The organism is Streptomyces sp. NPDC059255, from assembly GCF_042752355.1.
In the GTDB taxonomy this organism is placed as follows: Bacteria; Actinomycetota; Actinomycetes; order Streptomycetales; family Streptomycetaceae; genus Streptomyces.
This window is the reverse complement of sequence record NZ_JBHYZP010000006.1, coordinates 78,916-102,326: the sequence shown is the minus strand read 5'-3', so window position 1 is coordinate 102,326 and position 23,411 is coordinate 78,916. Positions and strand designations below refer to the sequence as shown.

The 23,411-nt window shown below is 71.1% G+C and carries 26 protein-coding genes; 12 read left to right on the top strand and 14 right to left on the bottom strand.

Features of this window, described 5'->3' with window-relative positions; translation table 11 throughout:
• Positions 1 to 6: 6 nt before the first annotated feature.
• From ACFXKG_RS10805 to ACFXKG_RS10770, 8 genes are read right to left on the bottom strand one after another with little or no spacing between them, the layout of a single operon-like run.
• Positions 7 to 2,010, bottom strand: a complete 2,004-nt coding sequence (locus ACFXKG_RS10805) for an NADH-quinone oxidoreductase subunit L (protein ID WP_384835545.1) — start codon at positions 2,008 to 2,010, stop codon at positions 7 to 9.
• Positions 2,007 to 2,375 (bottom strand): NADH-quinone oxidoreductase subunit NuoK, encoded by a 369-nt coding sequence (gene nuoK, locus ACFXKG_RS10800; protein WP_384835542.1) that lies wholly within the window; start codon positions 2,373 to 2,375, stop codon positions 2,007 to 2,009. The genes ACFXKG_RS10805 and nuoK overlap by 4 nt, the downstream gene beginning before the upstream one ends.
• Positions 2,375 to 2,926: an NADH-quinone oxidoreductase subunit J gene (locus ACFXKG_RS10795; protein WP_384835539.1), complete on the bottom strand. Its 552-nt coding sequence runs from the start codon at positions 2,924 to 2,926 to the stop codon at positions 2,375 to 2,377. Before ACFXKG_RS10795 ends, nuoK begins: the two co-directional genes overlap by 1 nt.
• Entirely contained in the window at positions 2,923 to 3,474 is a 552-nt protein-coding gene (locus tag ACFXKG_RS10790) for a NuoI/complex I 23 kDa subunit family protein (protein WP_384835536.1), read from the bottom strand. The genes ACFXKG_RS10795 and ACFXKG_RS10790 overlap by 4 nt, the downstream gene beginning before the upstream one ends.
• A gap of 2 nt (positions 3,475 to 3,476) precedes the next feature.
• Positions 3,477 to 4,445, bottom strand: coding sequence for a complex I subunit 1 family protein (locus tag ACFXKG_RS10785; protein WP_365806947.1), 969 nt, complete (start codon positions 4,443 to 4,445; stop codon positions 3,477 to 3,479).
• Positions 4,442 to 5,368, bottom strand: coding sequence for an NADH-quinone oxidoreductase subunit C (locus ACFXKG_RS10780; RefSeq protein WP_384835533.1), 927 nt, complete (start codon positions 5,366 to 5,368; stop codon positions 4,442 to 4,444). The genes ACFXKG_RS10785 and ACFXKG_RS10780 overlap by 4 nt, the downstream gene beginning before the upstream one ends.
• Entirely contained in the window at positions 5,365 to 6,108 is a 744-nt protein-coding gene (locus tag ACFXKG_RS10775) for an NADH-quinone oxidoreductase subunit B (RefSeq protein ID WP_384835530.1), read from the bottom strand. The genes ACFXKG_RS10780 and ACFXKG_RS10775 overlap by 4 nt, the downstream gene beginning before the upstream one ends.
• On the bottom strand, positions 6,099 to 6,518 hold the full coding sequence (locus ACFXKG_RS10770) for an NADH-quinone oxidoreductase subunit A (protein ID WP_384835927.1): 420 nt from the start codon (positions 6,516 to 6,518) through the stop codon (positions 6,099 to 6,101). Before ACFXKG_RS10770 ends, ACFXKG_RS10775 begins: the two co-directional genes overlap by 10 nt.
• A gap of 192 nt (positions 6,519 to 6,710) precedes the next feature.
• On the opposite strand from ACFXKG_RS10770, the gene ACFXKG_RS10765 reads away from it, so the two are divergent.
• The 5 genes from ACFXKG_RS10765 (at position 6,711) to ACFXKG_RS10745 (ending at position 13,982) form a co-directional block, all read left to right on the top strand.
• Positions 6,711 to 7,940 (top strand): sensor histidine kinase, encoded by a 1,230-nt coding sequence (locus tag ACFXKG_RS10765; RefSeq protein WP_384835527.1) that lies wholly within the window; start codon positions 6,711 to 6,713, stop codon positions 7,938 to 7,940.
• Between the two features lie 362 nt (positions 7,941 to 8,302).
• Complete coding sequence (locus tag ACFXKG_RS10760) at positions 8,303 to 9,616, top strand: sensor histidine kinase (protein WP_384835524.1); 1,314 nt, start codon at positions 8,303 to 8,305, stop codon at positions 9,614 to 9,616.
• Between the two features lie 231 nt (positions 9,617 to 9,847).
• On the top strand, positions 9,848 to 10,519 hold the full coding sequence (locus ACFXKG_RS10755) for a response regulator (RefSeq protein ID WP_382899200.1): 672 nt from the start codon (positions 9,848 to 9,850) through the stop codon (positions 10,517 to 10,519).
• A gap of 321 nt (positions 10,520 to 10,840) precedes the next feature.
• A complete protein-coding gene (locus ACFXKG_RS10750; protein ID WP_384835520.1) occupies positions 10,841 to 12,916 on the top strand; it encodes a 2-oxoacid:acceptor oxidoreductase subunit alpha in 2,076 nt (691 codons plus the stop codon).
• Positions 12,909 to 13,982, top strand: a complete 1,074-nt coding sequence (locus tag ACFXKG_RS10745; RefSeq protein ID WP_384835517.1) for a 2-oxoacid:ferredoxin oxidoreductase subunit beta — start codon at positions 12,909 to 12,911, stop codon at positions 13,980 to 13,982. The genes ACFXKG_RS10750 and ACFXKG_RS10745 overlap by 8 nt, the downstream gene beginning before the upstream one ends.
• Before the next feature lie 54 nt (positions 13,983 to 14,036).
• Here the strand turns inward: ACFXKG_RS10745 and ACFXKG_RS10740 are convergent, their stop codons facing one another.
• On the bottom strand, positions 14,037 to 14,375 hold the full coding sequence (locus ACFXKG_RS10740; RefSeq protein WP_382895035.1) for a winged helix-turn-helix transcriptional regulator: 339 nt from the start codon (positions 14,373 to 14,375) through the stop codon (positions 14,037 to 14,039).
• Between the two features lie 155 nt (positions 14,376 to 14,530).
• Here ACFXKG_RS10740 and ACFXKG_RS10735 point away from each other — a divergent pair, with 155 nt between their 5' ends.
• The 3 genes from ACFXKG_RS10735 to ACFXKG_RS10725 all read left to right on the top strand — a co-directional run bounded on the left by ACFXKG_RS10735 (position 14,531) and on the right by ACFXKG_RS10725 (position 17,061).
• Positions 14,531 to 15,391 (top strand): SDR family oxidoreductase, encoded by an 861-nt coding sequence (locus ACFXKG_RS10735; RefSeq protein ID WP_384835516.1) that lies wholly within the window; start codon positions 14,531 to 14,533, stop codon positions 15,389 to 15,391.
• 137 nt (positions 15,392 to 15,528) lie between these two features.
• Positions 15,529 to 16,560, top strand: a complete 1,032-nt coding sequence (gene rarD, locus ACFXKG_RS10730) for an EamA family transporter RarD (protein ID WP_384835924.1) — start codon at positions 15,529 to 15,531, stop codon at positions 16,558 to 16,560.
• 51 nt (positions 16,561 to 16,611) lie between these two features.
• On the top strand, positions 16,612 to 17,061 hold the full coding sequence (locus tag ACFXKG_RS10725; protein WP_384835513.1) for a VOC family protein: 450 nt from the start codon (positions 16,612 to 16,614) through the stop codon (positions 17,059 to 17,061).
• Between the two features lie 41 nt (positions 17,062 to 17,102).
• Here the strand turns inward: ACFXKG_RS10725 and ACFXKG_RS10720 are convergent, their stop codons facing one another.
• Genes ACFXKG_RS10720 through ACFXKG_RS10710 form a run of 3 tightly spaced genes read right to left on the bottom strand, consistent with a single transcriptional unit; the run spans position 17,103 to position 18,054 of the window.
• Complete coding sequence (locus ACFXKG_RS10720) at positions 17,103 to 17,588, bottom strand: hypothetical protein (RefSeq protein WP_384835510.1); 486 nt, start codon at positions 17,586 to 17,588, stop codon at positions 17,103 to 17,105.
• Positions 17,585 to 17,821: a hypothetical protein gene (locus ACFXKG_RS10715; protein WP_384835508.1), complete on the bottom strand. Its 237-nt coding sequence runs from the start codon at positions 17,819 to 17,821 to the stop codon at positions 17,585 to 17,587. The genes ACFXKG_RS10720 and ACFXKG_RS10715 overlap by 4 nt, the downstream gene beginning before the upstream one ends.
• The gene (locus tag ACFXKG_RS10710) at positions 17,818 to 18,054 is read right to left on the bottom strand and encodes a hypothetical protein (protein WP_384835505.1); all 237 of its coding nucleotides are present in this window, start codon (positions 18,052 to 18,054) and stop codon (positions 17,818 to 17,820) included. The genes ACFXKG_RS10715 and ACFXKG_RS10710 overlap by 4 nt, the downstream gene beginning before the upstream one ends.
• Before the next feature lie 104 nt (positions 18,055 to 18,158).
• On the opposite strand from ACFXKG_RS10710, the gene ACFXKG_RS10705 reads away from it, so the two are divergent.
• Both ACFXKG_RS10705 and ACFXKG_RS10700 read left to right on the top strand, forming a co-directional pair.
• The gene (locus ACFXKG_RS10705) at positions 18,159 to 18,989 is read left to right on the top strand and encodes a Scr1 family TA system antitoxin-like transcriptional regulator (protein ID WP_384835502.1); all 831 of its coding nucleotides are present in this window, start codon (positions 18,159 to 18,161) and stop codon (positions 18,987 to 18,989) included.
• The gene (locus ACFXKG_RS10700; RefSeq protein ID WP_384835499.1) at positions 18,986 to 19,195 is read left to right on the top strand and encodes a DUF397 domain-containing protein; all 210 of its coding nucleotides are present in this window, start codon (positions 18,986 to 18,988) and stop codon (positions 19,193 to 19,195) included. The genes ACFXKG_RS10705 and ACFXKG_RS10700 overlap by 4 nt, the downstream gene beginning before the upstream one ends.
• Before the next feature lie 11 nt (positions 19,196 to 19,206).
• On the opposite strand, the gene ACFXKG_RS10695 is transcribed toward ACFXKG_RS10700, so the two are convergent.
• A complete protein-coding gene (locus ACFXKG_RS10695; RefSeq protein WP_384835496.1) occupies positions 19,207 to 20,322 on the bottom strand; it encodes a winged helix DNA-binding domain-containing protein in 1,116 nt (371 codons plus the stop codon).
• Between the two features lie 240 nt (positions 20,323 to 20,562).
• Complete coding sequence (locus ACFXKG_RS10690; protein ID WP_384835493.1) at positions 20,563 to 20,985, bottom strand: VOC family protein; 423 nt, start codon at positions 20,983 to 20,985, stop codon at positions 20,563 to 20,565.
• 161 nt (positions 20,986 to 21,146) lie between these two features.
• On the opposite strand from ACFXKG_RS10690, the gene ACFXKG_RS10685 reads away from it, so the two are divergent.
• Entirely contained in the window at positions 21,147 to 22,142 is a 996-nt protein-coding gene (locus ACFXKG_RS10685; protein WP_384835490.1) for a helix-turn-helix transcriptional regulator, read from the top strand.
• Positions 22,143 to 22,372: 230 nt separating this feature from the next.
• Entirely contained in the window at positions 22,373 to 23,395 is a 1,023-nt protein-coding gene (locus tag ACFXKG_RS10680) for a M28 family metallopeptidase (protein ID WP_384835487.1), read from the top strand.
• Positions 23,396 to 23,411 lie beyond the last annotated feature (16 nt).

The following is a 23,411-nucleotide window of genomic DNA, read 5'->3' as shown; positions in this document are numbered from 1 at the left end:
CACGGCTCACGCTCCGGCGGCGACGAGTACGGCGGCGATCGCCAGGACGACGGACCCGGCCAGCAGGGCGCCGAGGTAGGTCTGCACATTGCCGGTCTGCGCGCGGCGCACGGCGGTACCCAGCCACCGCGTGCCGGTGCCCGCACCGCGCACGTAGGTGTCGACGACCTCGCGGTCGAGGAAGCGGACCAGCTCGGCGGCGGCCAGGACGGGGCGTACGAACAGGTGGTGGTAGACGGCGTCGAGGTGGAAGCCGGAGGCGGCGTGGCGGTGGAGCGGGCCCAGCAGCAGCCGTCCGGGGTCGGCCGGGTCGTCGGCCGCCGAGATCGAGCCGTAGGTGGCGGTGTGGGTCTCGATGGCTTCCGCCTCGGTGAGCGCGGGCTCGGTGTGGGGGTGCGCGGTGACGGCACCCATCGGTGTACGGGCGGCGAGCGCCGTGGTGTGGCGCCAGCAGCCGTAGGTGATCAGTCCGCCGACGAGCCCGGCGCCGGTGCCCAGGACGGAGGTGGTGAGGTTCGGGGCGAGGCTGTGGCCGTCGAACCACTCGGCGAGATAACCGACGGTCAGACCGAATCCGAGGGAGGGCAGGGCCAGCACCCACAGGACCGCGCTCATGGACACGGGCTGCCTGCCGTGGTCGGGCGCCTCGGCACCGTGGCCGCGGAAGGTGAGCAGCCAGAGGCGGGTGGCGTACGCGGCGGTGAGGAGGGCGGTGAGGAGCCCGGCGGCGAGCACCGTCCAGCCCGCGGCGCCGGGGGCGGCGGACTCGTCGAGGGCGGCGTGCTCGGCGGCGACCAGGACGGATTCCTTGGAGAAGAAACCGGCGAAGGGAGGGATCGCGGCGAGCGCGAGCAGGGCGACGGTCATCGTCCAGTACGCGTCGGGGATGCGCCGGGGCAGGCCGCGCATCCGGGACATGGTGGCCAGCGAGTTGGTGCCGGCGGCGTGGATGACGACGCCGGCGCCGAGGAAGAGGAGGGCCTTGAACGCGCCGTGCGAGACGAGGTGGAAGACGGCCGCGCTCCGGTCGCCCACGGCCAGGGCGCCCGACATGTAGCCGAGCTGACCGATGGTCGAGTAGGCGAGGACCCGCTTGATGTCGTCCTGGGCGAGGGCGGCGAGCGCCGAGCCGACCATGGTGACCGCGGCCATCACGGCCAGGACGACGAGCGCCGCCTCCGAGGCGGCGAAGACCGGGAGGAGCCGGGCGATGAAGTAGATGCCGGCCGCGACCATGGTGGCGGCGTGGATCAGCGCGGAGACGGGCGTGGGGCCCGCCATCGCGTCGGGCAGCCAGGTGTGCAGGGGGAACTGCGCGGACTTGCCCGCCACCCCGGCGAGCAGGAGCAGTGCGACGAGGGTGGGGTGGTCGAGGCCGCCGTCGGCGACGGTCCGCAGGATGCCGGTGATGCGGAACGTGCCGGCGTCGGTGGCGAGCGCGAACAGACCGATCAGGAAGGGGACGTCGCCGAGCTTGGTGACCAGGAACGCCTTGAGGGAGGCGGCGCGTGCCTCGGGCGTCTCCCAGTAGTGGCCGACGAGGAAGTACGAGCAGATGCCCATGATCTCCCAGCCGACCAGCAGCACCATCAGGTCGCCCGAGTATACGACGAGCAGCATCGCGGAGGTGAAGAGTGAGACCAGAGCGGCGTACGAGGGGTAGCGCGCGTCACCGCGCAGATAGCCCGTCGAGTAGATCTGCACGCACGACGCGACGACGCCGACGAGGACGGCGACCAGGGCCGCGAAGCCGTCGATGTACAGGGCGAGGTCGATGGGGACCGAGCCGGTGGGGGTGAGCTGCGTCGCGGCTTCCAGGGGCGCCTTGCCGCTGCCCGCGCCACCGCCCTGGTGTACGGCCACGGCCACCGCGAGCGCGGCGGCGGCCAGGGTCGGCAGGACGGCCAGGGGGCGGACGAACCCGGGTGCGGTACGGCCGAGCAGCAGCCCGGCGACGGCGCCCAGGAACGGCAGGACGGGGACGAGGACGGCGAGGGTCGTGGTGGTCACGCGGTGGCCTCAGTCTTCTGCGTCGGAGCCTGCTGCGCCGGGGTGGTGGTCCCGTCGGGGCCCTCGGCGGTGTCGCGGAGCCGGTCGATGTCCGAGGTGCCGCGGTTGCGGTACACCATCAGCACGATGGCCAGGCCGATGCCGATCTCCGCGGCGGCGATGGCGATGACGAAGAGGGTGAGCGCCTGACCGGTGTGCAGGGCGTCGCGGAGCCAGACGTCGAAGGCCACGAGGTTGAGGTTGACGGCGTTGAGCATCAGCTCGACGGACATCAGGACGAGGATCGCGTTGCGGCGCGCGAGCACCCCGTACAGGCCGACACAGAACAGGAGGGCCGCGAGCACGGCGGGATAGGCGAGATGCATCAGCGCCGCTCCTTGCGGGACAGGACGATCGCACCGACGAGGGCGGCCAGCAGGAGCACGGAGAGCGCCTCGAAGGGCAGCACCCAGTTCCGGAACAGGAACGCTCCCGTGACCTCGGTGGAGCCCTGGGCGGGGCCCCGCAGGTCGATCCAGGTCGTACGGAACGCGTCGACGACGACCCAGACCAGACAGACGGCGGCGACGGAGGCCACCGCGAGCGCGAGCGGGCGGTTGCCCGAATCGGCGTCCGGGGAGCGGCCGATGGGCGCCTTGGTGAGCATCAGCCCGAAGAGAAGGAGGACCACCACGGAACCGAGATAGATCAGGACCTGCACCCAGGCGATGAACTCCGCCGTCAGCAGGAGGTACTCGACGGCCAGGCCGCCGAGCGCGACGACCAGCCAGAGGGCGGCGTGCACCAGCTGCTTGGTGGTGACGGTGATCAGGGCCGCGCCGAGGGTGACCAGGCCGACGAGGACGAAGGCGATCTCGACGCCGGACGGTGACAGGAACGCGTGGCCGCCGGCCGCGGCGGTCAGGGCGGGGCTCACTCCCCTGCCTCCCGCTCCTGCTGGGCCGCCGCGGCGAGCTTCTCCGCGGTCTTGCGGGCGGCGCCGAGTTCCTTGGGCTCCTCGGCGGCGGGGTCGAGCGCGGGGGGCGCCGGCACCGTCCACATCCACTCGCGGAGCTTGTCCCGTTCGTGGGTGAGTTCGCGGATGTCCGTCTCCGCGTACTCGAACTCCGGTGACCAGAACAGCGCGTCGAAAGGACAGACCTCGATACAGATTCCGCAGTACATGCAGAGCGCGAAGTCGATGGCGAAGCGGTCGAGGACGTTACGGCTGCGCTCGCGGCCCCCGGGGGCCGCGGCGGGGACCGTCTCCTTGTGGGAGTCGATGTAGATGCACCAGTCGGGGCACTCACGGGCGCAGAGCATGCAGACCGTGCAGTTCTCCTCGAACAGGCCGATCACGCCCCGGGTACGGGGCGGGAGTTCGGGCTGTGTCTCGGGGTACTGCGCGGTGACGGTCTTCTTCGTCATCGTCCGCAGGGTGACGGCGAGGCCCTTGGCCAGGCCGGATCCGGGGATCGGGGACATGGTTAGCTGATCGCCACCTTCACGATGCCGGTGAGCGCGATCTGCGCGAGAGCGAGCGGGATGAGGACGGTCCAGGCGAGTTTCTGGAGCTGGTCCTCGCGCAGCCGCGGGTAGCTGACCCGCAGCCAGATCACGACGAAGGCGAGGACGGCGGTCTTGAGGAGCGTCCAGACCCAGCCGAGTCCGTCGGCGCCGAGCGGACCGTGCCAGCCGCCGAGGAAGAGGACGGTGGTCAGCCCGCACAGGACGACGATGCCCGCGTACTCGGCGAGCAGGAAGAGAGCGAAGCGCAGCCCGGTGTACTCGGTGTAGGCGCCGAAGATGATCTCGGAGTCGGCGACCGGCATGTCGAACGGAGGCCGCTGGAGTTCCGCGAGGCCCGCGGTGAAGAAGACCAGCGCGCCGACGATCTGCCAGGGCAGCCACCACCACTCGAAGGCGTCGAGGATGCCGGGCAGGGAGACGGTGCCGGCGGCCATCGCGACGGACGCGGCGGCGAGCAGCATCGGCAGTTCGTACGCGAGGAGCTGGGCGGCGGTGCGCAGCCCCCCGAGGAGGGAGAACTTGTTGGCCGAGGCCCAGCCCGCCATGAGCGAGCCGAGCACGCCGATGCCCATCACGGCGAGCACGAAGAAGATGCCCGCGTCGACGACCTGGCCGACCGCGCCCTCGCCGGGACCGACCGGGATCACGAGGACGACGAGGAGGTACGGGAGGAGCGCGACGGCCGGGGCGAGCTGGAAGACCCGGCGGTCGGCGTCGGCCGGGACGACGTCCTCCTTCTGCGCGAACTTCACCCCGTCCGCGACGAGCTGGGCCCAGCCGTGGAAGCCACCCGCGTGCATGGGGCCGAGGCGGCCCTGCATATGGGCCATCACCTTGTGTTCGGTCTGGCCGACCACGAGGGGGACGACCATGAACACGGCGAAGACGACGAGCAGTCGGAGGGCGACGTCGAGTACGTCGTTCACGCGTCTCCTTCCGGTTCCTGGTCCTGACGCTCGGGTTTGGGGGCGGGCTCGGGCTGTTCCGGCTGCGGTTGTGGCCGGGGCTCCGGCTGGGGTTTCGTTTCCGGCTCGGGATTCGGTTCGTCCGTGGCCGGGGCCGGGCGACGCCAGGGCGCGTCCGGGCCGGCCGGGGCAGTGGGTTCGGGGCGCTGGGAGGTGGAGCCCTCGGAGACGCTCCGCGCCCGGCGGGCCGGGCGGTCACCGCCGGCGGCCCCGGCTCCGGCGCGGGCTCCGGGCCCCCCTCCGGCACGGGCGCCGCGCGCGGGGCGGGCCGGGGCCGGCGGGAGCTGGCCCTTCAGGGGGCCCCATTCGTTCGGGTCGGGAACACCCGGCGGGAGCATCTGGCGGCGCTTGGGGCCACCGTGCTCGGACTCGCCCGGCTCTTTGGCGCCCGGCCACGCCTTCGCGACGCGGGACGCGAGGACGAAGTCCTTGCGCAGCGGGTGCCCCTCGAACTCCTCGGGGAGCAGGAGCGGCGCGAGGTTCGGGTGGCCGGTGAAGGTGACGCCGAACATCTCGTGCGTCTCCCGTTCGTGCCAGCCCGCGCCCGCGTAGACCCCGACGGCGGTGGGCAGGACGGCCGCCTCGTGCGGAACGGTCGTACGGACGAGCAGGCGGCGGACCCTGCCGGGGCCGACGGCGGCGACATGCGCGCAGACCCGGAAGCCGGTGCCCGGTTCGTCGACGGCGCTCAGCCAGTCGAAGTAAGTGCACCCGAGGGTGGACCGGGCGGTTTCGAGGGCGTCGAGCCAGGACGCGGCGGGCACGTCGACCGTGAGCAGGTCGTACGTCAGCTCGGCCGTGGCCCCCTCGCCGAAGATCTCGGCGGCGGCGTCGGGCAGCCGGTCGTACGCGGCGGCGGCGGACGTCTGGTCGGAGGCGGTCACGACGCGGACTCCCCCGCCCTGCCCGAATCCGTGCCCCTGCCCGAATCCGTGCCCGTGCCCGAATCCGTGCCCGTGCCCGTATCCGTCCCCGTACTCGTGTCCGTGCCGGGGAGTGGCGGGGGCGGCACCAGGCCGCTGCGCAGTGCGGCGGTGGAGGGGCTGCCGCCCGTCGCGTACCGCTCCCGGAGCGATTCGCGGGCGATCTTCTCCTGGAGCTTCAGAATGCCCTGGAGCAGCGCCTCCGGGCGCGGCGGGCAGCCCGGTACGTAGACGTCGACCGGGATGATCTGGTCGACGCCCTTGGTCACGGAGTAGGAGTCCCAGTAGGGGCCGCCGCAGTTGGAGCAGGCGCCGAAGGAGATCACGTACTTGGGCTCGGGCATCTGCTCGTACAGCCGCTTGACGGCGGGGGCCATCTTGTCCGTGACCGTGCCGGAGACCACCATCAGATCCGCCTGGCGCGGCCCCGGCGCGAAGGGGATCACGCCGAGCCGGATGAAGTCGTGCCGGGCCATGGAAGCGGCGATGAACTCGATCGCGCAGCAGGCGAGCCCGAAGTTGAAGACCCAGAGGCTGTAGCGGCGGCCCCAGTTGAGGACGACCTTCATCGGCTCGGGCGCCAGCCGGGAGAGCACCCCGAGGCGCTTGGGCTCCGGCAGCGGTACGGGCGCGGAGGCCGAACCGGAGGCTGCGGCAGCCGCGGAGGGGGTCACGTCCGTTCCGGGACGGGTCACGTCCATTCCAGGACGCCCTTCTTCCATGCGTAGAGCAGTCCCACGGCCAGGAAGCCGAGGAAGACGAACATCTCGACCAGTGTCGTGGCGCCGTACCCGGGCGCGGCGAACACCGTCGCCCACGGGAACAGGAAGATCGAGTCGACCGCGAAGATCACATAGAGGAACGCGTACACGTAGTAGCGGACCTGCGTGTGGGCCCAGCCCTCGCCCACCGGGTCCACTCCGCATTCGTACGTGAGCAGTTTCTCCGGCGTCGGCACCACCGGCCGCAGCAACCGGCCCGCTCCGAAGGCGACGGCGACGAACACCACACCGACGACCGCGAGCAGCCCGACGACCGAATAGCTCTGGAAGTAGTCCGACGCGAGAACGGTCGGTTGCGACACGTCCGCCCCTTCTCCCCGGCCTCGTATCCCTGGCCTTGTAACGACTCATCGACTCGATCGCCGATGTCTTCGACGATCCGTGATCTGTACGCACGGGAGTCTAGGCCCTGTTAAAGAACTGGTAAGCAGCCGCGTCTCACCTAGTGGGGTTATCCCTACCCGGAGCCCACCCAGCCACCCCATGGCGCCCCGCCTCCGCCCCGGGCACGCTTGGTGCTCATGACCGCGAGCCCGACCGCCCACGGCGGCCTCCCCGACGACGACCGGCCGCCACCGGTCCGCTTCGCGTACGACCGGCACACCTGGAAGGAGATCGCCCATCTCCTGAGCAATCTGCCGCTGGCCCTGGCCGGTTTTCTCTACGCCACGTTCACGATGGCCACCGGTGTGGGCCTCTCGGTGACCGTCATCGGGCTGCCGTGGCTGGTCGCCGGGCTGACCGGGGCGCGGCTGCTCGGCCGGGCGGAGCGGGCGCGGGCGCGCGCGCTGCTGGGCGTGCGGGTCGACGAGCCGAGCCCCCTGCACGGCTCGCGGGCCCGCAAGCGCCGCAGGAAGGGGCAGGGGCGCGGCGCGGGGCGCGGCGCTCCCGATTCCTGGTTCGGGTGGGTGTGGGACCGGCTGAAGGACCCGGTGGCCTGGCGGACCCTGCTGTACGGGTTCATCCGGCTGCCCTGGGGGGTGCTGACGTTCGGCGTCACGCTGGTGGGGCTCCTCGTGCTCTGGCCGGTCCTGCCCTTCGTCGTGCGCGGGCTCGCCAACGCCGACCGGGCCATGGTGCGGGGGCTGCTCTCGCCCTCCGACGAGCTGGAGCGGCGGATCGCGGAGCTGGAGTCGGACCGCGGGGTGGTCGTGGACACCGCCGCCGCCGACCTGCGCCGTATCGAACGCGACCTGCACGACGGCGCGCAGGCCCGCCTCGTCGCCCTCGCGATGGGGCTCGGCCTCGCCAAGGAGAAGCTGCTGGAGGACCCGGAGGCGGCGGCCGGCATGGTGGACGAGGCGCACGGCGAGGTGAAGCTCGCCCTCCAGGAGCTACGGGACCTGGCGCGCGGCATCCACCCCGCCGTCCTCACCGACCGGGGCCTCGACGCGGCGCTGTCGTCCGTCGCGTCGCGCTGCACGGTCCCGGTGAAGGTCACCGTCGATCTGCGCGAACGGCCCGCCGAGGCGATCGAGGGCATCGCGTACTTCACCGTCTCCGAGCTGCTCCAGAACATCAGCAAGCACAGCGGGGCGCGCTCGGCCTCGGTCGACGTGTGGCGCACGGACGAATGGCTGCTGCTCCAGGTACGGGACGACGGACGCGGCGGCGCCCGGCTGGACGGCGGTACGGGGATGTCCGGGCTGGCCGAGCGGCTCGGCGCGGTCGACGGGGTCTTCGTGCTCGACTCCCCGGTGGGCGGCCCGACGGTCGTCACCGCGGAACTGCCGTGGCGGGACCGGGAGTAGCAGGGGCCTCCGCGCCTAGCAGGGGCCTCCGCCGATACGCGCGAACTCGCCGCCCGGGCCCCCGCGGCCCCTTGCCCGGCATCCCACCCGGACTCCCGCCCGGGATGCCGGGGTCACCGCCGGGGTGGGGAAAACCCCAGAGCGAAGAGGGATACCGGCCTCATGGTGGGGCGGCCGGAGCGCCGGGAGCATGGAGTACCTGCCCGACCCGGGGCCCCACCGCCCCGCACACTCACCGCCCCGTAGACCCACCGCCGCACCGCCTCGCGGACACACCCGCTCATCAGCTCACACCGGCTCACCCGGCTCACCGGCTCACCGACCACCCACCGGCCCACCGACTCGCAGAACGGACACCTCAGATGGCCATCGACTACGGATCGCGGTCACGCTCCCACGTTCTCCCCCACACTCTGCGTGCCCCCGTCGAGGGCCGCATGTGGCGCGAGTTCGGTTATCTGCTGCTGAGCCTGCCGATCAGCCTCGCGCTCTTCTGCTACGCGGTGACCATGACCGCCGCCGGTGCCGGGCTGCTCGTCACCTTCCTCGGCATCCCCGTGCTGGCCGCCTCGCTGGCCGGCTGCCGCGCCTTCGGCATGCTGGAGCGGGCCCGCGCGCGGGCGCTGCTGGGCCTCGACGTGGCGGAGCCCGCGCCGGCCAGGGGCCGCAAGAGCGGGCTGCTGTCCTGGGTCGGCGCGGTCCTGAAGAGCGGGGTGTCCTGGCGCCATCTGCTCTACGCGCTGCTGCACATGCCGTGGGCGCTGTTCGCGTTCATCGTCTCCGTGACGTTCTGGTGCGTGAGCTGGGCGCTCTTCCTCTATCCGCTGTGGCAGTGGACGCTCGCCGACAACACGAACCAGCCGGGCATCGCCCTCTACAGCGACGGCGACGGCAACGGCTTCTACCTCGACACCCCGTTCGAAATAGCCGTCACCAGCGTGCTCGGGTTCCTGCTGGTGCTGATCTCCCCCTGGCTGGTCCGCGGGCTGACCTTCGTGGACCGGATCCTGGTCATCGGTCTGCTCGGCCCGTCACTGCTGGCCAGCCGGGTCTCCGAGCTGGAGTCGGACCGCGGGGTGGTCGTGGACACCGCCGCCGCCGACCTGCGCCGTATCGAACGCGACCTGCACGACGGCGCGCAGGCCCGCCTCGTCGCCCTCGCGATGGATCTGGGGCTGGCGAAGGAGAAGCTGGCGGAGGACCCGAAGGCCGCGGCCCGCATGGTGGACGAGGCGCACGGCGAGGTGAAGACGGCCCTTCAGGAGCTGCGGGACCTGGCGCGCGGCATCCATCCGGCCGTCCTCACCGACCGGGGTCTCGACGCGGCGCTCTCCGCCGTCGCGTCCCGCTGCACGGTCCCGGTGACCGTGGAGGTCGACCTGTCGGCCAGGCCCGCGCCGGCGATCGAGGGCATCGCGTACTTCACCGTCTCCGAACTGCTCCAGAACATCAGCAAGCACTCCCGGGCCCGGCGGGCCGCCGTGGACGTCTGGCAGACGCAGGACCGGCTGATGCTCCAGGTACGGGACGACGGCGTGGGCGGGGCGGACGCGACATCGGGCAGCGGGCTCGCCGGGCTGACGGAGCGGCTGGACGCGGTCGACGGCGTCCTGGTCGTCGACTCCCCGGCCGGCGGGCCGACCACGATCACGGCGGAACTGCCCTGGCGCGGCTGACCCGGCCCGCCCCACTCGTACCCGTACCCCTACTCGTCCCCGTCACAGCACGGGCCGTACCCGGCACAGCACGGGTGCGTACGCCCCCCGGGAGGCTCCGGCTTCCGGGGGCATACGCGCGCCGTGCCCCCTGCCGGGCGGAATTCGGGGCAGGTGGGGGCGGCGCCATCCGAATACTGGGATGCTGGAGGGCACAGGGGCGGACACACTTCGACATGGGGGCTGAAGGTCGTGGAGGACAGGGTGCGGGTGGTCATCGCCGAGGACTCGGTGCTGCTCCGGGAGGGGCTGACCCGACTGCTGACCGACCGCGGGCACGACGTGGTCGCGGGCGTCGGGGACGCGGAAGCGCTGCTCAAAACCATCCGCGAGCTGGCGGACGGGAACGAGCTGCCGGACGTGGTGGTGGCGGACGTACGGATGCCGCCGACCCACACGGACGAGGGGGTACGGGCGGCCGTGCGGCTGCGCCGGGACCATCCGGGGGTGGGCGTGCTGGTGCTGTCGCAGTACGTCGAGGAGCAGTACGCCACCGAGCTGCTGGCCGGCAGCAGCTCGGGCGTCGGCTATCTGCTCAAGGACCGGGTGGCCGAGGTCCGGGAGTTCGTGGACGCCGTGGTGCGGGTCGCCAGGGGCGGCACCGCCCTCGACCCCGAGGTGGTGGCACAGCTGCTGGGCCGGAGCCGGAAGCAGGACGTGCTGGCCGGGCTGACCCCGCGGGAGCGCGAGGTGCTCGGGCTGATGGCCGAGGGGCGGACGAACTCGGCGGTCGCCAAGCAGCTCGTCGTGAGCGACGGCGCGGTCGAGAAGCATGTGAGCAACATCTTCCTGAAGCTGGGGCTCTCCCCGAGTGACGGGGATCACCGCCGGGTTCTGGCCGTGCTGACGTATCTGCGCAACTGACGGAACGGGCGGAGCCGAACGGGTACGGAACTGAACGGGTACGGAGCCGAGCCGATCGTGGCTTGAATCCGGCGTTCGGGGACGGGCCTTAGGTCGGAAGCCCTACACCCAAAGAACGAGAGCGGAACGGCTCCCTCCGAAGGATTCCGGAGCCGCAGAACTACAACAAAAGCGACAAATTGGTATGCCGTGGCGTCTCAAAAGAGCGTCCACCATATGGCCGGTCCAAGGAAGGCGACCCTTACCGACGTAGGGTGGTTATCCGGGACTGCCGGGCGGCCGGTCAGTCCCGAGCCGCCGCCTCGAGGGAGGTCCAGTTCAGTGACCAGCCAGGTCAGTAGCCCAGCCGAGCACGCCGATGAGGCCAACGACGCGAGCGATCCGAGCGATTCAGCTTCTTCAGGCCCTTCGGGCTCTCCGGGACGGCCGGGCAACAGCCCGGCCGTCCCGGATGCCGGCTCCCAGGCCGAAGAGCGCACCGGCGGGAACGCCGGGGAGAACGCCGACGCAGGCGCCGTGGAGAGCACGGGAGAGAGCACCGGCGACAAGGAAGTCCGTCGTCTGGAGCGGGTGATCATTCGTTTCGCGGGTGACTCCGGTGACGGGATGCAGCTCACGGGTGACCGGTTCACCTCCGAGACCGCGTCCTTCGGCAACGACCTGTCGACCCTGCCGAACTTCCCCGCCGAGATCAGAGCACCCGCCGGAACCCTCCCCGGCGTCTCCTCCTTCCAGCTCCACTTCGCCGACCACGACATCCTCACCCCCGGCGACGCACCCAACGTCCTCGTCGCCATGAACCCGGCGGCGTTGAAGGCCAACATCGGCGACGTACCACGCGGCGCGGAAATCATCGTCAACACCGACGAGTTCACCAAACGCCCCATGGCCAAGGTCGGCTACCACACCTCCCCCCTGGAGGACGGCTCCCTCGACGGCTACCACGTCCACCCGGTACCGCTGACAACGCTGACGATCGAGGCCCTCAAAGAGTTCGGACTCTCCCGCAAGGAAGCGGAGCGTTCGAAGAACATGTTCGCGCTCGGCCTCCTGTCCTGGATGTACCACCGGCCGACCGAGGGCACCGAGCGATTCCTTCGCGCCAAATTCGCGAAGAAGCCCCAGATCGCCGAAGCCAACGTGGCCGCGTTCCGCGCCGGCTGGAACTTCGGCGAGACCACCGAGGACTTCGCCGTCAGCTACGAAGTCGCCCCCGCCAGCTCTGCGTTCCCACCCGGCACCTACCGCAACATCTCCGGAAACCTCGCCCTGTCCTACGGCCTCATCGCCGCAGGCCACCAGGCCGAACTCCCCCTCTACCTCGGCTCCTACCCCATCACCCCCGCCTCCGACATCCTCCACGAACTGTCCCGCCACAAGAACTTCGGCGTCCGCACCTTCCAGGCCGAGGACGAGATCGCCGCCATCGGCGCGGCCCTCGGCGCGGCCTTCGGCGGATCACTCGCCGTGACCACCACCTCGGGCCCCGGTGTGGCATTGAAGTCGGAGACGATCGGCCTGGCGGTCTCCCTGGAGCTGCCGCTGCTGGTCGTGGCCATCCAGCGCGGCGGCCCTTCCACCGGCCTGCCCACCAAGACGGAGCAGGCGGATCTGCTGCAGGCGATGTACGGGCGCAACGGCGAGGCCCCCGTCCCCGTCGTCGCGCCCCGCACCCCCGCCGACTGCTTCGACGCCGCCCTGGAGGCGGCACGCATCGCGCTGGTCTACCGCACACCGGTCTTCCTCCTCTCGGACGGCTACCTCGCCAACGGCTCCGAACCCTGGCGCATCCCCGAACCCGATGAGCTGCCTGATCTGCGGGTGCGGTTCGCGACCGGCCCCAACCACGAACTTGCCGACGGCACCGAAGTGTTCTGGCCCTACAAGCGCGACCCGCAGACCCTGGCCCGCCCCTGGGCCGTGCCCGGCACCCCCGGCCTCGAACACCGCATCGGCGGCATCGAGAAACAGGACGGCACCGGCAACATCTCCTACGACCCCGCCAACCACGACTTCATGGTCCGCACCCGCCAGGCCAAGATCGACGGCATCCACGTCCCCGACCTCGACGTCGACGACCCCGACAACGCCCGCACCCTCGTCCTGGGATGGGGCTCCACCTACGGGCCGATCACCGCCGCCGTCCGCCGCCTGCGCAAGACAGGCGCGCCGATCGCCCAGGCCCACCTGCGTCACCTCAACCCCTTCCCCCGCAACCTCGGCGAGATCCTCGCCCGGTACGACAAAGTCGTGGTCCCGGAGATGAACCTCGGCCAGCTCGCCACCCTGCTCAGGGCGAAATACCTGGTCGACGCCCACTCCTACAACCAGGTCAACGGCATGCCCTTCAAAGCGGAGCAGCTCGCCACGGCCCTCAAGGAGGCCATCGATGCCTGACACGACGCTCGCCGGCGCCGGCGAACTGCTGAACCTGGTCCCCAAAGCCACGGCCAAGCAGTCCATGAAGGACTTCAAGTCCGACCAGGAAGTGCGCTGGTGCCCCGGCTGCGGCGACTACGCCGTCCTGGCCGCCGTCCAGGGCTTCATGCCCGAACTCGGCCTGGCCAAGGAGAACATCGTCTTCGTCTCCGGCATCGGCTGCTCCTCCCGCTTCCCCTACTACATGAACACCTACGGGATGCACTCCATCCACGGCCGCGCCCCCGCCATCGCCACCGGCCTGGCCACCTCCCGCCGCGACCTCTCCGTCTGGGTCGTCACCGGCGACGGCGACGCCCTCTCCATCGGCGGCAACCACCTCATCCACGCCCTGCGCCGCAACGTCAACCTCAAAATCCTGCTGTTCAACAACCGGATCTACGGACTGACCAAAGGCCAGTACTCCCCCACCTCCGAAGTCGGCAAAATCACCAAGTCGACCCCGATGGGCTCCCTCGACGCACCCTTCAACCCGGTGTCGCTGGCCATCGGCGCGGAGGCGTCGTTCGTGGCCCGCACCGTCGACTCGGACCGCAAGCACCTCACCCAGGTGCTGAGACAAGCCGCCGACCACCCCGGCACGGCACTGGTGGAGATCTACCAGAACTGCAACATCTTCAACGACGGCGCCTTCGAAGTCCTCAAGGACAAAGACCAGGCCGCAGAAGCGGTGATCCGGCTGGAACACGGGCAGCCCATCCGCTTCGGCACCGACGGCGCGAAGGGCGTCATCCGCGACCAGGCCACCGGCGACCTCCAGGTCGTGCCCGTCACCCCGGACAACGAGTCACAGATCCTCGTCCACGACGCCCACGCCACCAGCCCCACCACCGCCTTCGCACTCTCCCGCCTCGCCGACGCCGACACACTCCACCACACCCCCATCGGAGTCCTCCGCAGCATCGAACGCCCCGTCTACGACACCCTCATGACCGACCAACTCGACACAGCCGTCGAACAACACGGCAAGGGCGACCTCGGCGCCATGCTCGCAGGCGGCGACACCTGGACGGTCGTCGGCTGACGCCGCGGACGCCCTCGTCACGAGGCCCGGATCTCCTGGTACGACCTGTACGGACTAGGGGAGCCGGGCCTCGTCGTACACCTGGCGCGCCTTGAGCACCTGCTCGGCGCGCCGCTCCGTCCAGCGCGCCAGCCCCCACACCTGCTCGGCGGCCTCCTGCCCGAGCGCGGTCAGCGTGTAGTCGACGCGGGGCGGGATGACGGGCTTGGCGTCGCGGTGGACGAAGCCGTCGCGCTCCAGGGTCTGGAGGGTCTGCGCGAGCATCTTCTCGCTGACACCGCCGATCTCGCGCCGCAGTTCGCTGAAGCGGTACGAGCGCTCCAGCAGGGCGGCGAGGACGAGTACGCCCCAGCGGCTGGTCACGTGCTCAAGGATCAGCCGGGAGGGGCACATCTGCTGATTGACGTCGGGCCCTTCACTTACTTCCACACCAGTACCTTACTTCAAAGTGGGTACTTTCTCAGAGTTAGTGCAGTCCGTAGGGTGAGTGCCAGAGCACGGAACACGCGCAACACCGCACAGTGACCCGCACGAACTGGAGACCCCCCATGAGCATCGTTGTCACCGGAGCCACCGGACACCTCGGCCGTCTGGTCGTCGAGGCCCTGCTGGCCGCGGACGTCCCGGCCGACGGGATCGCCGCCGTCGTACGGAACAAGGAGAAGGCCGCGGGCCTGGTGGCGAGCGGGGTCGAGCTGCGGGTCGCCGACTACGACGACCCCGAGACCCTGAAGGGCGCCTTCCGGGCCGGCGACCGGGTGCTGCTGATCTCCGGCAGCGAGGTCGGCAAGCGCGTGGCCCAGCACACCGCCGTCATCGAGGCCGCGAAGGCGGCGGGCGTGGCCCAGCTCGCGTACACCGGTGTCCTCGGCGGGCCCGACGCCGACTTCGACCTGGCCGCCGAGCACAAGGTGACCGAGCAGCTGATCCTCGACTCGGGGCTGCCGTACACCTTCCTGCGCCACGGCTGGTACACGGAGAACTACACCGAGAACCTGGCGCCCGTGCTGGAGCACAACGCCGTCGTCGCCGCCGCGGGCGAGGGCCGGCTCTCCGCCGCGACCCGCGCGGACTACGCCGCCGCCGACGCCGCCGTACTGACCGGCGACGGTCACCTGAACAAGGTGTACGAGCTGAGCGGCGACACGACGTGGTCCTTCGCCGAGTACGCGGCCGAGCTGTCGCGCCAGACCGGCCGGACCATCGCGTACAACAACGTGCCCGCCGACGTCATGCTGGGGATCCTGACCGGCGCCGGGCTGCCCGAGCCGTTCGCCGCGATCCTCGTCGACGTGGACGGCGCGATCGGGCGCGGGCTCCTCGCCGGCACGTCGGGCGAGCTGGCCCGGCTCGCGGGCCGGCCGACCACGCCGCTCGCCGACGCGGTCGCCGAGGCGCTCAAGGCCTGACGCCCCGCCGCCCTCTCCCCCTCGGAGCGTCATGACCGTATGCCAATACGGACATGACACCGCGCCCGCTGCCCGCTACCTTCTTCAGGGACGTGCGCGGGGCGGGCGCGGGGCAGGTGTGGGGCGGGGAGGGGCCAGTGAAGTCGGAGAGCGAACAGCGGGCGGGACTGCTGTACGGGATCGGCGCCTACGGGATGTGGGGGCTGGTCCCGTTGTTCTGGCCGCTCCTCCAGCCGGCCGGGGCGATGGAGATCCTCGCCCACCGGATGGTCTGGTCGCTGGCCGTCGTGGCCGTTGCCCTGCTGGCGCTGCGCCGCTGGGCCTGGATACCCGGACTGCTGCGGCAGCCCCGCAAGCTGGGGCTGATCACCGTGGCCGCCGCGACGATCACCGTCAACTGGGGTGTCTACATCTGGGCGGTCAACGCGGGCCAGGTGGTCGAGGCGTCCCTGGGGTACTTCATCAACCCGCTGGTGACCATCGCCATGGGCGTCCTGCTGCTCAAGGAGCGGCTGCGCCCGGCCCAGTGGACGGCGGTCTCCATCGGCTTCGCGGCGGTGGTGGTGCTCGCCGTGGGATCCGGGCGGCCGCCGTGGATCTCGCTGATCCTCGCCTTCTCGTTCGCGACGTACGGCCTGGCCAAGAAGAAGATCAACATCGGCGGCCTGGAGTCGCTGGCGGCGGAGACCGCGGTGCTGTTCCTGCCCGCCCTCGGCTATCTGGTGTGGCTGAGCGCGGCCGGCTCGGCCACCGCCGGCTCGGAGGGGCCCGGTCATTTCGCGCTGCTGGCGTCCACCGGGCTCGTCACCGCGATCCCGCTGATCTGCTTCGGCGCGGCGGCGATCCGCGTACCGCTGTCGACGCTGGGGCTGCTCCAGTACCTGGCGCCGGTCTTCCAGTTCCTGCTGGGCATCTTCTACTTCCACGAGGCGATGCCGGCCGAGCGCTGGGCGGGCTTCTCCCTGGTGTGGCTGGCGCTGACGATCCTGACCTGGGACGCGCTGCGGACGGCCCGCAGGACGCGGGCGGAGGCGGTCCGGCTGGCCGCGCTCGCCCGGGAGAAGGCGCAGGCACCGGCGCCGTCGGTCACCCCTCCGGTCATGCCCCTGACCACCACCCCGTCGCTCACCCCGGAGCCGGCGGCAGGCGAGGCGGAACGCCGGCCCTGAGGCGCGTGCGGGGCGGGGGCGTTGTCAGACCCCGCGTATATAAGTGGCCGCATGACTCTGCACTGGAAACTTGTCGCCGACGCGGCCGATCCGCACGCGCAGGCGGACTTCTGGGCGGCCACCCTCGGGTATCTCGTCGAGGACAACAGCGCGTTGATCGAGGAGTTGCTGGCCCTCGGCCATGCTTCGGAGGCTGACGTCCTGACCGCGCACGGGCGGCGCGCCTGGCGGGACCTGATCGCCGTACGCCACCCGGACGACCCCTACGACGAGCGCACCGGCACGGGGCTCGGCCGCCGCATCCTCTTCCAGCGCGTGCCGGAACCCAAGACCGGCAAGAACCGCCTCCACCTCGACGTGCACGCCGCGCCCGGCGAGCGCGACGCGGAGGCCGAGCGCCTGACGGGGCTGGGTGCGACGGTGCTGCGCCGGGTGCGGGAGCCGGGCGGGGAGTGGATCGTCATGGCCGACCCGGAGGGCGGGGAGTTCTGCGTGCACTAGGCCCGGACCCGACATTCCGCCCCACCCGACCGGACCCACCGTCACCCCTCGGTCCGAACCCGCACCCTCCATCGGCGGAACCGGAGCCGAAGACAGTCGAGCCACCGGGGCTTCCCGTGCCTCCGGTGGTCGGGGCGCGGCGCCGGGCCTGGTGCGTAGGCGGGCATGGGCAGCACCTTGAACAGGTAGTGCCCGCTGTGATCAACGGCGCTGAGAGCGAACTCCCCGCCCGCGACGAGCTGGTCCCGGGCCGCTCTCTGCGCTCCGGGGTCGCGGCACCACGAGCGGAGTTCGGCGGGCGCGTCCGGAACCCGGGTTCCCGCCGGTTCGAGCGTGCCCGCAGGGATCCATCCGGAACGCGGGTCGGGGTCGAGGCCGTCCGCGATACGCCGGGCCTGACGGCGCAGGAAGGTCAGGGCGAAGTCGGGGGACGTTGCCTGCCGGGCGGCGAGGACGACGCGTACCCACGTCCCGTTGACCGGGCCCTCGCAGACCACGGTCACGTTGTAGAGACGCGCGGCACTCATGCCCGCCGCCGGGCCGGAGGCCGCTGCATCCGGTGCAGCTTGGCCAGGGCACGGAGCTGAGCCCGTTCCCGTACGGTCGCCGGCCGGACCGCGATCAGCGTGGCCGGCCAGGTGTGCCCCGAAGGCCGGACCAGCCAGACCACCGGCCCGGCGAAGGAGCGGATGACCCCCGGCATGTCCGCCCTCCGGTCGAACACCGCCATTCCCACACGGAGTTCGACGCCCGGGATCACGCCGCGTCTCCCGCTCGGCGGTGCGGGTGCGCCGCGATCTGCCGGGCGCACTCCATCACGGTGACCGCACCGATCCCGCGACGGGCGTTGCTCCGTCGCCTGTCCCACCAGTCGCACACCTCGCAACCGGGCACCGGGGCGAGATCGGCCGGCGGGTACGGAGCGACCGGTGACCTGTTCGACGAGACCTCTGAGGGCTTCTGCGGCTTGGCGGGTACGCGCTCACCAGACATGGCCGTTCCTCTCCGTAGCGAATCCACTACCCAGAGCGGTCAGCGTGGCGTAGGGTCAGGATGTCTTCAACTTGCGAGGATTGTCCAGATAGTTGGGTGCAGGCATGGTGAACCGCAAGGAACTGGATCCCGAAAAATCACCGGCGGCGGCGTTCGGCCAGCGTCTGCGAACGTTACGAGACGAACGCGGCTGGACTCAGGACGAGTTGGCGGAACGGCTGAGGTGCTCCGGGACGCACATTTCAGCCGTTGAAACTGGTCGCCGCCCTCCAACTCCCCGCTTCGCGGCAACCGCCGACCGGGTGTTCGGCACGGGAGACCGGCTTGAACGTCAGAGCCGGGCTGTTCGGTACACGGCGCTTCTGGAGGGGTTCCCGGAGTACGTCACGCATGAAGCGCGAGCGGCGGAGATCAGGCTCTACGAAGTCGGCGTCATCCCAGGGATACTCCAAACACCGGGGTACGCCTCGGCGCTCACCACGCGTACTGTCGAGCGGGGTTCGATCACACCTGAGCAGGGAGAAGAACGAGTCGCGCTCGTGGCGGAGCGACAGATGGCACTTCTTCGCACGCCGTCACCGCTCGTCTTCGTCGTGCTCGACGAAAGCTGCCTGAGGCGGCCGGTCGGTGACTCCGCCACAATGAGGCAGCAGTTGGACCGGCTCGTCGAGTTCGCCGCCCTGCCGAACACCGTGCTCCAAGTGGCCCCGTTCAGCATGGGTGACCGCCGCCCGCTCAGCCTTCCTCTCTACATCCTGACGATGCAGAACCGCTCACTCGTCTCCTATGCGGAGTCGGCCCAACGGGGGCGGCTCGAACGGGAAAGCAGCTCCGTGGTCCCCCTGTTGACGGCCTACCATCAATTGCAGGCCGAAGCGCTCTCCCAGGCAACATCCGTGGACATGATTGAGCAGCTCCGAAAGGACACCCCGTGACCACCGAATCCCCGCGTTGGTTCAAGTCCTCGTACAGCGAGAACGGTGGCGCCTGCGTGGAAGTCGCCACCAACCTCGCCGCCCCGCACAACATCGTCCCCCTCCGCGACTCCAAGACCCCCCACGGCCCCACCCTCACCCTCGCCCCCGGCGCATGGGCGGCATTCGTCGGCGGTGTTCAGCAGGACGCCTTCCCCACGGTCTGAACCGTCCCCGCTCAGCTCCCGGCGTCGAGTTGGACGCCCTCGATGTCACCGTCCAGGAAAGCGGCCAGGTCCCAGGCCTCGGCGTGGACGGCGTCTTCTTCCGGGGCCGTGAGGGGGCGCAGCGGGCTGACGTGGAGTCGGTGGTCCCGTACGGTCCAGGTCGCGGTGACGCGTCCGTCGACCAGGACCGTGCGGTGCCCCGCCACGGAGAGGCCGAGGTGGGCGGTGTCGATGATGCGGCTGCGGTCGTGGTAGCCGAGGATGGCGTTGTCGAAGGCCGGGAGGAAGCGGACCGGCGCCGGGGTGTCCGGGTCGGGGCGGGGTGCGTCGGGCAGGTCGAGCAGTTCGCGCCCGCGTTCGTCGCGGAAGACGACGAGTTCGTCCCGGGCCCGGGCGGCCTTGACGGCGGCGGGAAGACCGGCGAGGCCGCACCAGGCGCGGAGGTCCGCGCCGGCGGCGGGGCCGTAGGCGGTGAGGTAGCGGCGTAGCAACTGCTGCCCGACAGGATCGGCGGCGTCGGCGGGCAGGGGGTCGATGTCCCGTTCCAGCCAGGTGGCCATCGGCAGGTTGCGTACGCCGGCGCTCTGCTGCCAGAGGCCCCGGGGCGGGAGTTGGACCATCGGGACGAGGGCCGCGACGAGCAGTTCGCCCAGGGCCCGGCGTGGTGGGCCGGGCCAGCGGTCTTCGAGGGCCCGTACGAGTTCGCTCATGGTGCGGGGCTGCTGGTCGGACATGACCGCGCGGCCGGCGGCGGCGACCTCGTCCAGGTCGATGCCGGCCAGCTCGCGGCGGTAGGTGCCGAGGACCCGCCCGCGCAGCATGGTGTCGTGACGGGCCCGCCAGGCGAGCGCGTCGGCGGCGGTGACGAGGTGGACGGTGCGGCGCATCAGGTGGGTGCGCACCATGGTGCGGCCGGTCAGCGCGTCGTCCAGTTGCCCGGGTGCGAAGCCGGACAGGCGGGACCACAGCCCGGTGAAGGGTTCCTGGGGCTCCTGCGCCTGGAGGCCGCACAGGTGGGCCACCGCCTCCGTCACGGAGGAGTCGGCGCGCGTGAGCAGGTGCTGGCGGGCGAGGGTGGCGCGGTTGAGGGCTCGGGTGTCGAGGACGGTCGTGGCGTGCTCAGGCATGGCGTTATCAGGCCGCCGTTCGTGCGTGGGAGGGCCGTCGGCGCGGTCCGGGTCCGATGATGGCGGAGGTGACGTCGATGCCGGTCCGGCCCATTTTCCGCGTCCGCATGGTGGCTCCGTTCCTTCCGCTTCGTCACGTGTCCGGGCCCGCGCCGGTCCGGGCCCCCGCCCGTGGGGCGTACGGCGGCCCGGACGGGCGCGGGCCTGCGCCCAGGGGGTGTCAGCCGTTGTCCACGGGTGTCAGCCGTTGTACGGAGCGGTGACGTCCAAGACCCAGGTGACACCGAAGCGGTCGGTGAGCATGCCGTACAGCGGCGACCACTGCGCGGGCTCCAGCGGACGCACGACGGTCGCGCCCTCGGCCAGCCTGCCCCACAGGGTGCTGACCTCCTCGGTGTCGTCGGCCCGCACGGAGACGAAGAACGGGTTCTCGCCCTGGTTCCAGGGCAGTGACGAGGGCACGTCGTACGCCATGACGTGGAAGCCGTTGTCGCCGGCCACCTCGCCCCACATCACCCAGTCGGCCTCGCTCTCGTTCCGGACGGCGCCCGCGTCCTTGTAGGTGATGGCGGCGGTACGTCCGCCGAAGACGGACCGGTAGAAGTCCAGTGCCTCACGCGCGGCGCCCCGGAAGTTCAGGTGAGTGGTGGTCGTGACGGACATGAGCTGCTCCTTGCCTCGATGCGGTGAATGCGCCGCCGACCGTCCAAAGCTCCGGCGGCGGCTGCCGCGACCGGGAGCGATGCCTCCCGAGCGGCTACGTACGCCACGATGACAGGGGTAGCGGACAGGTTGTGTCCTCTACTGCGGGAAGAATGGGCGCCATGAACAAGACGTCCTCCCGGCTGCTCGTGCTGCTCTCGCTGCTCCAGACGCACCGTGACTGGACCGGCGAGGATCTCGCCGGGCGTCTCGACATCACCTCGCGCACCGTGCGCCGTGACATCGACCGGCTGCGCGATCTCGGCTACCCGATCACCACCGTCAAGGGACCGGCCGGTGGCTACCGCCTGGAGGCCGGCACGCATCTGCCGCCGATGCTGTTCGACGACGGGCAGGCCGTCGCCCTGGCCGTCGCGCTGCAGACTGCTGCCGCCGGCACCGCCGGCACCACCGTCGCCGAGGACGCCGCCCGCGCCCTGACCACCCTCCGCCAGGTCATGCCGCCCCGCCTGCGTCACCGCATCGACCTGCTGCGGGTGACCGCCGTGCGACCGCCCGCCGCCGACGACGCCTCCCAGGTCGACGCCCAGGTCCTGATGGAGCTGAGCCGTGTCATCCACGCCCGCGAGGAGCTGCGCTTCGACTACGCCCCGGGGCCGAGCGTCGCCGAGGCCGGCGCAGCGCGCCGCGTACACCCCCACCACCTGGTCACCTGGCGTCATCGCTGGTATCTCGTGGCCTGGGACCTCCACCGCGAGGACTGGCGTACCTTCCGCGTGGACCGCATCCGGCCCCGGACACCCACCGGCCCCCGCTTCACCCCGCGCGAGCTTCCCGGCGGCGATGTCTCCACCTTCGTCACCAGCCGGTTCCGCGGCAACGACGGCACCACCACCGACTGGCCCTGCCGGGGCGATGTCATCCTCCACCTGCCGGCCGCCGAGGTCGTGCCCTTCGCCCAGGACGGGATCGTCGAGGAACTCGGCCCCCGGCGCTGCCGGCTCACCCTCGGCTCCTGGTCATGGAGCGGGCTCGCCGCCGCCATCGGCCGCTTCGACACCGATGTCGACGTCATCGGCCCGCCCCAACTGGCCGCGGCGTGCGCGGAGCTCGCCGCCCGTTACGCCCGGGCCGCACGCATGAGTTCGGCCGGATGAGTCCGTCCGGATGAGCCCGACGGACGTGTCCGTTCAGCGAACACTTCTGACCGGTCTTCGCTCTTGACGGGGAGTCAAGCTCTCCCCCACCATTCAGCACGCACTGCGCACCAACAGCTTCCACAGCTCCAGCACGCTCCAGCAGCTTCAGCGCCCCACGCCACCGACGCCGTGGGGCGTCCCGCACGTTCCGTCCTCGTCTCGTCCCGTTCGGAATCCGGAGCCCCCACATGAAGCTCTCCGTTCCTGGAATGCGCCGCTCGACCAGCTCCACGGCCGGTCGAATACCCGCCCGCAGAACCACCGCCGCGGCGACGGCCGCGGCCACCGGGCTGGCCCTCGTCGGGCTGCTCGGTGCCGCCGCGCCCGCCCAGTCGGCGCAGGCACCGGCCGCCTCGGCCGCCGTGCTCGCCGCGCCCGACATCCCCCTCGCCAACGTCAAGGCGCACCTCACCCAGCTCTCGTCGATCGCCGCCGCCAACGGCGGCAACCGCGCCCATGGCCGCGCCGGCTATCTCGCCTCGCTGAACTACGTGAAGGGCAAGCTGGACGCCGCCGGGTTCACCACCTCCGTGCAGCAGTTCACGTCCGGCGGCGCCACCGGCTACAACCTGATCGCCGACTGGCCGGGCGGCAACGCCAACCAGGTGATCATGGCCGGCTCGCACCTCGACTCCGTGACCGCGGGCGCCGGGATGAACGACAACGGCTCCGGCTCGGCCGCGATCCTGGAGACCGCGCTCGCCGTCTCCCGCGCGCAACTGAAGCCGACGAAGCACCTCCGGTTCGCCTGGTGGGGCGCGGAGGAGCTGGGGCTCGTCGGGTCGCGGTACTACGTGAACAACCTGCCGACCGCCGAGCGCGCGAAGATCAACGGCTACTTGAACTTCGACATGATCGGCAGCCCGAACCCGGGCTACTTCGTCTACGACGACGATCCGACGATCGAGCAGACGTTCAAGAACTACTACGCGGGCCTCGGCATCGCCACGGAGATCGAGACCGAGGGCGACGGCCGCTCCGACCACGCCCCGTTCAAGAACGTGGGCATACCGGTCGGTGGCCTCTTCAGCGGCGCCGACTACATCAAGACCGCCGCGCAGGCACAGAAGTGGGGCGGCACCTCGGGCCGCGCCTTCGACACCTGCTACCACCGCTCGTGCGACAGCCTGTCGAACATCAACGACACCGCGCTCGACCGCAACAGCGACGCCGTCGCCTACGCGGTCTGGACGCTGTCCGGCGCCGCGTAGCCCTTCGCCCCACCTC

Coding starts and splice junctions, on each gene's coding strand:
- ACFXKG_RS10680 (WP_384835487.1), top strand. CDS start 22,373: ATGAAGCTCTCCGTTCCTGGAATGCGCCGCTCGACCAGCTCCACGGCC.
- ACFXKG_RS10725 (WP_384835513.1), top strand. CDS start 16,612: ATGACTCTGCACTGGAAACTTGTCGCCGACGCGGCCGATCCGCACGCG.
- ACFXKG_RS10790 (WP_384835536.1), bottom strand. CDS start 3,474: ATGTCCCCGATCCCCGGATCCGGCCTGGCCAAGGGCCTCGCCGTCACC.
- ACFXKG_RS10775 (WP_384835530.1), bottom strand. CDS start 6,108: ATGGACGTGACCCGTCCCGGAACGGACGTGACCCCCTCCGCGGCTGCC.
- ACFXKG_RS10760 (WP_384835524.1), top strand. CDS start 8,303: ATGGCCATCGACTACGGATCGCGGTCACGCTCCCACGTTCTCCCCCAC.
- ACFXKG_RS10720 (WP_384835510.1), bottom strand. CDS start 17,588: ATGAGTGCCGCGCGTCTCTACAACGTGACCGTGGTCTGCGAGGGCCCG.
- ACFXKG_RS10685 (WP_384835490.1), top strand. CDS start 21,147: ATGAACAAGACGTCCTCCCGGCTGCTCGTGCTGCTCTCGCTGCTCCAG.
- ACFXKG_RS10735 (WP_384835516.1), top strand. CDS start 14,531: ATGAGCATCGTTGTCACCGGAGCCACCGGACACCTCGGCCGTCTGGTC.
- ACFXKG_RS10765 (WP_384835527.1), top strand. CDS start 6,711: ATGACCGCGAGCCCGACCGCCCACGGCGGCCTCCCCGACGACGACCGG.
- ACFXKG_RS10690 (WP_384835493.1), bottom strand. CDS start 20,985: ATGTCCGTCACGACCACCACTCACCTGAACTTCCGGGGCGCCGCGCGT.
- ACFXKG_RS10710 (WP_384835505.1), bottom strand. CDS start 18,054: ATGTCTGGTGAGCGCGTACCCGCCAAGCCGCAGAAGCCCTCAGAGGTC.
- ACFXKG_RS10740 (WP_382895035.1), bottom strand. CDS start 14,375: ATGTGCCCCTCCCGGCTGATCCTTGAGCACGTGACCAGCCGCTGGGGC.
- ACFXKG_RS10745 (WP_384835517.1), top strand. CDS start 12,909: ATGCCTGACACGACGCTCGCCGGCGCCGGCGAACTGCTGAACCTGGTC.
- nuoK (WP_384835542.1), bottom strand. CDS start 2,375: ATGCATCTCGCCTATCCCGCCGTGCTCGCGGCCCTCCTGTTCTGTGTC.
- ACFXKG_RS10705 (WP_384835502.1), top strand. CDS start 18,159: ATGGTGAACCGCAAGGAACTGGATCCCGAAAAATCACCGGCGGCGGCG.
- ACFXKG_RS10695 (WP_384835496.1), bottom strand. CDS start 20,322: ATGCCTGAGCACGCCACGACCGTCCTCGACACCCGAGCCCTCAACCGC.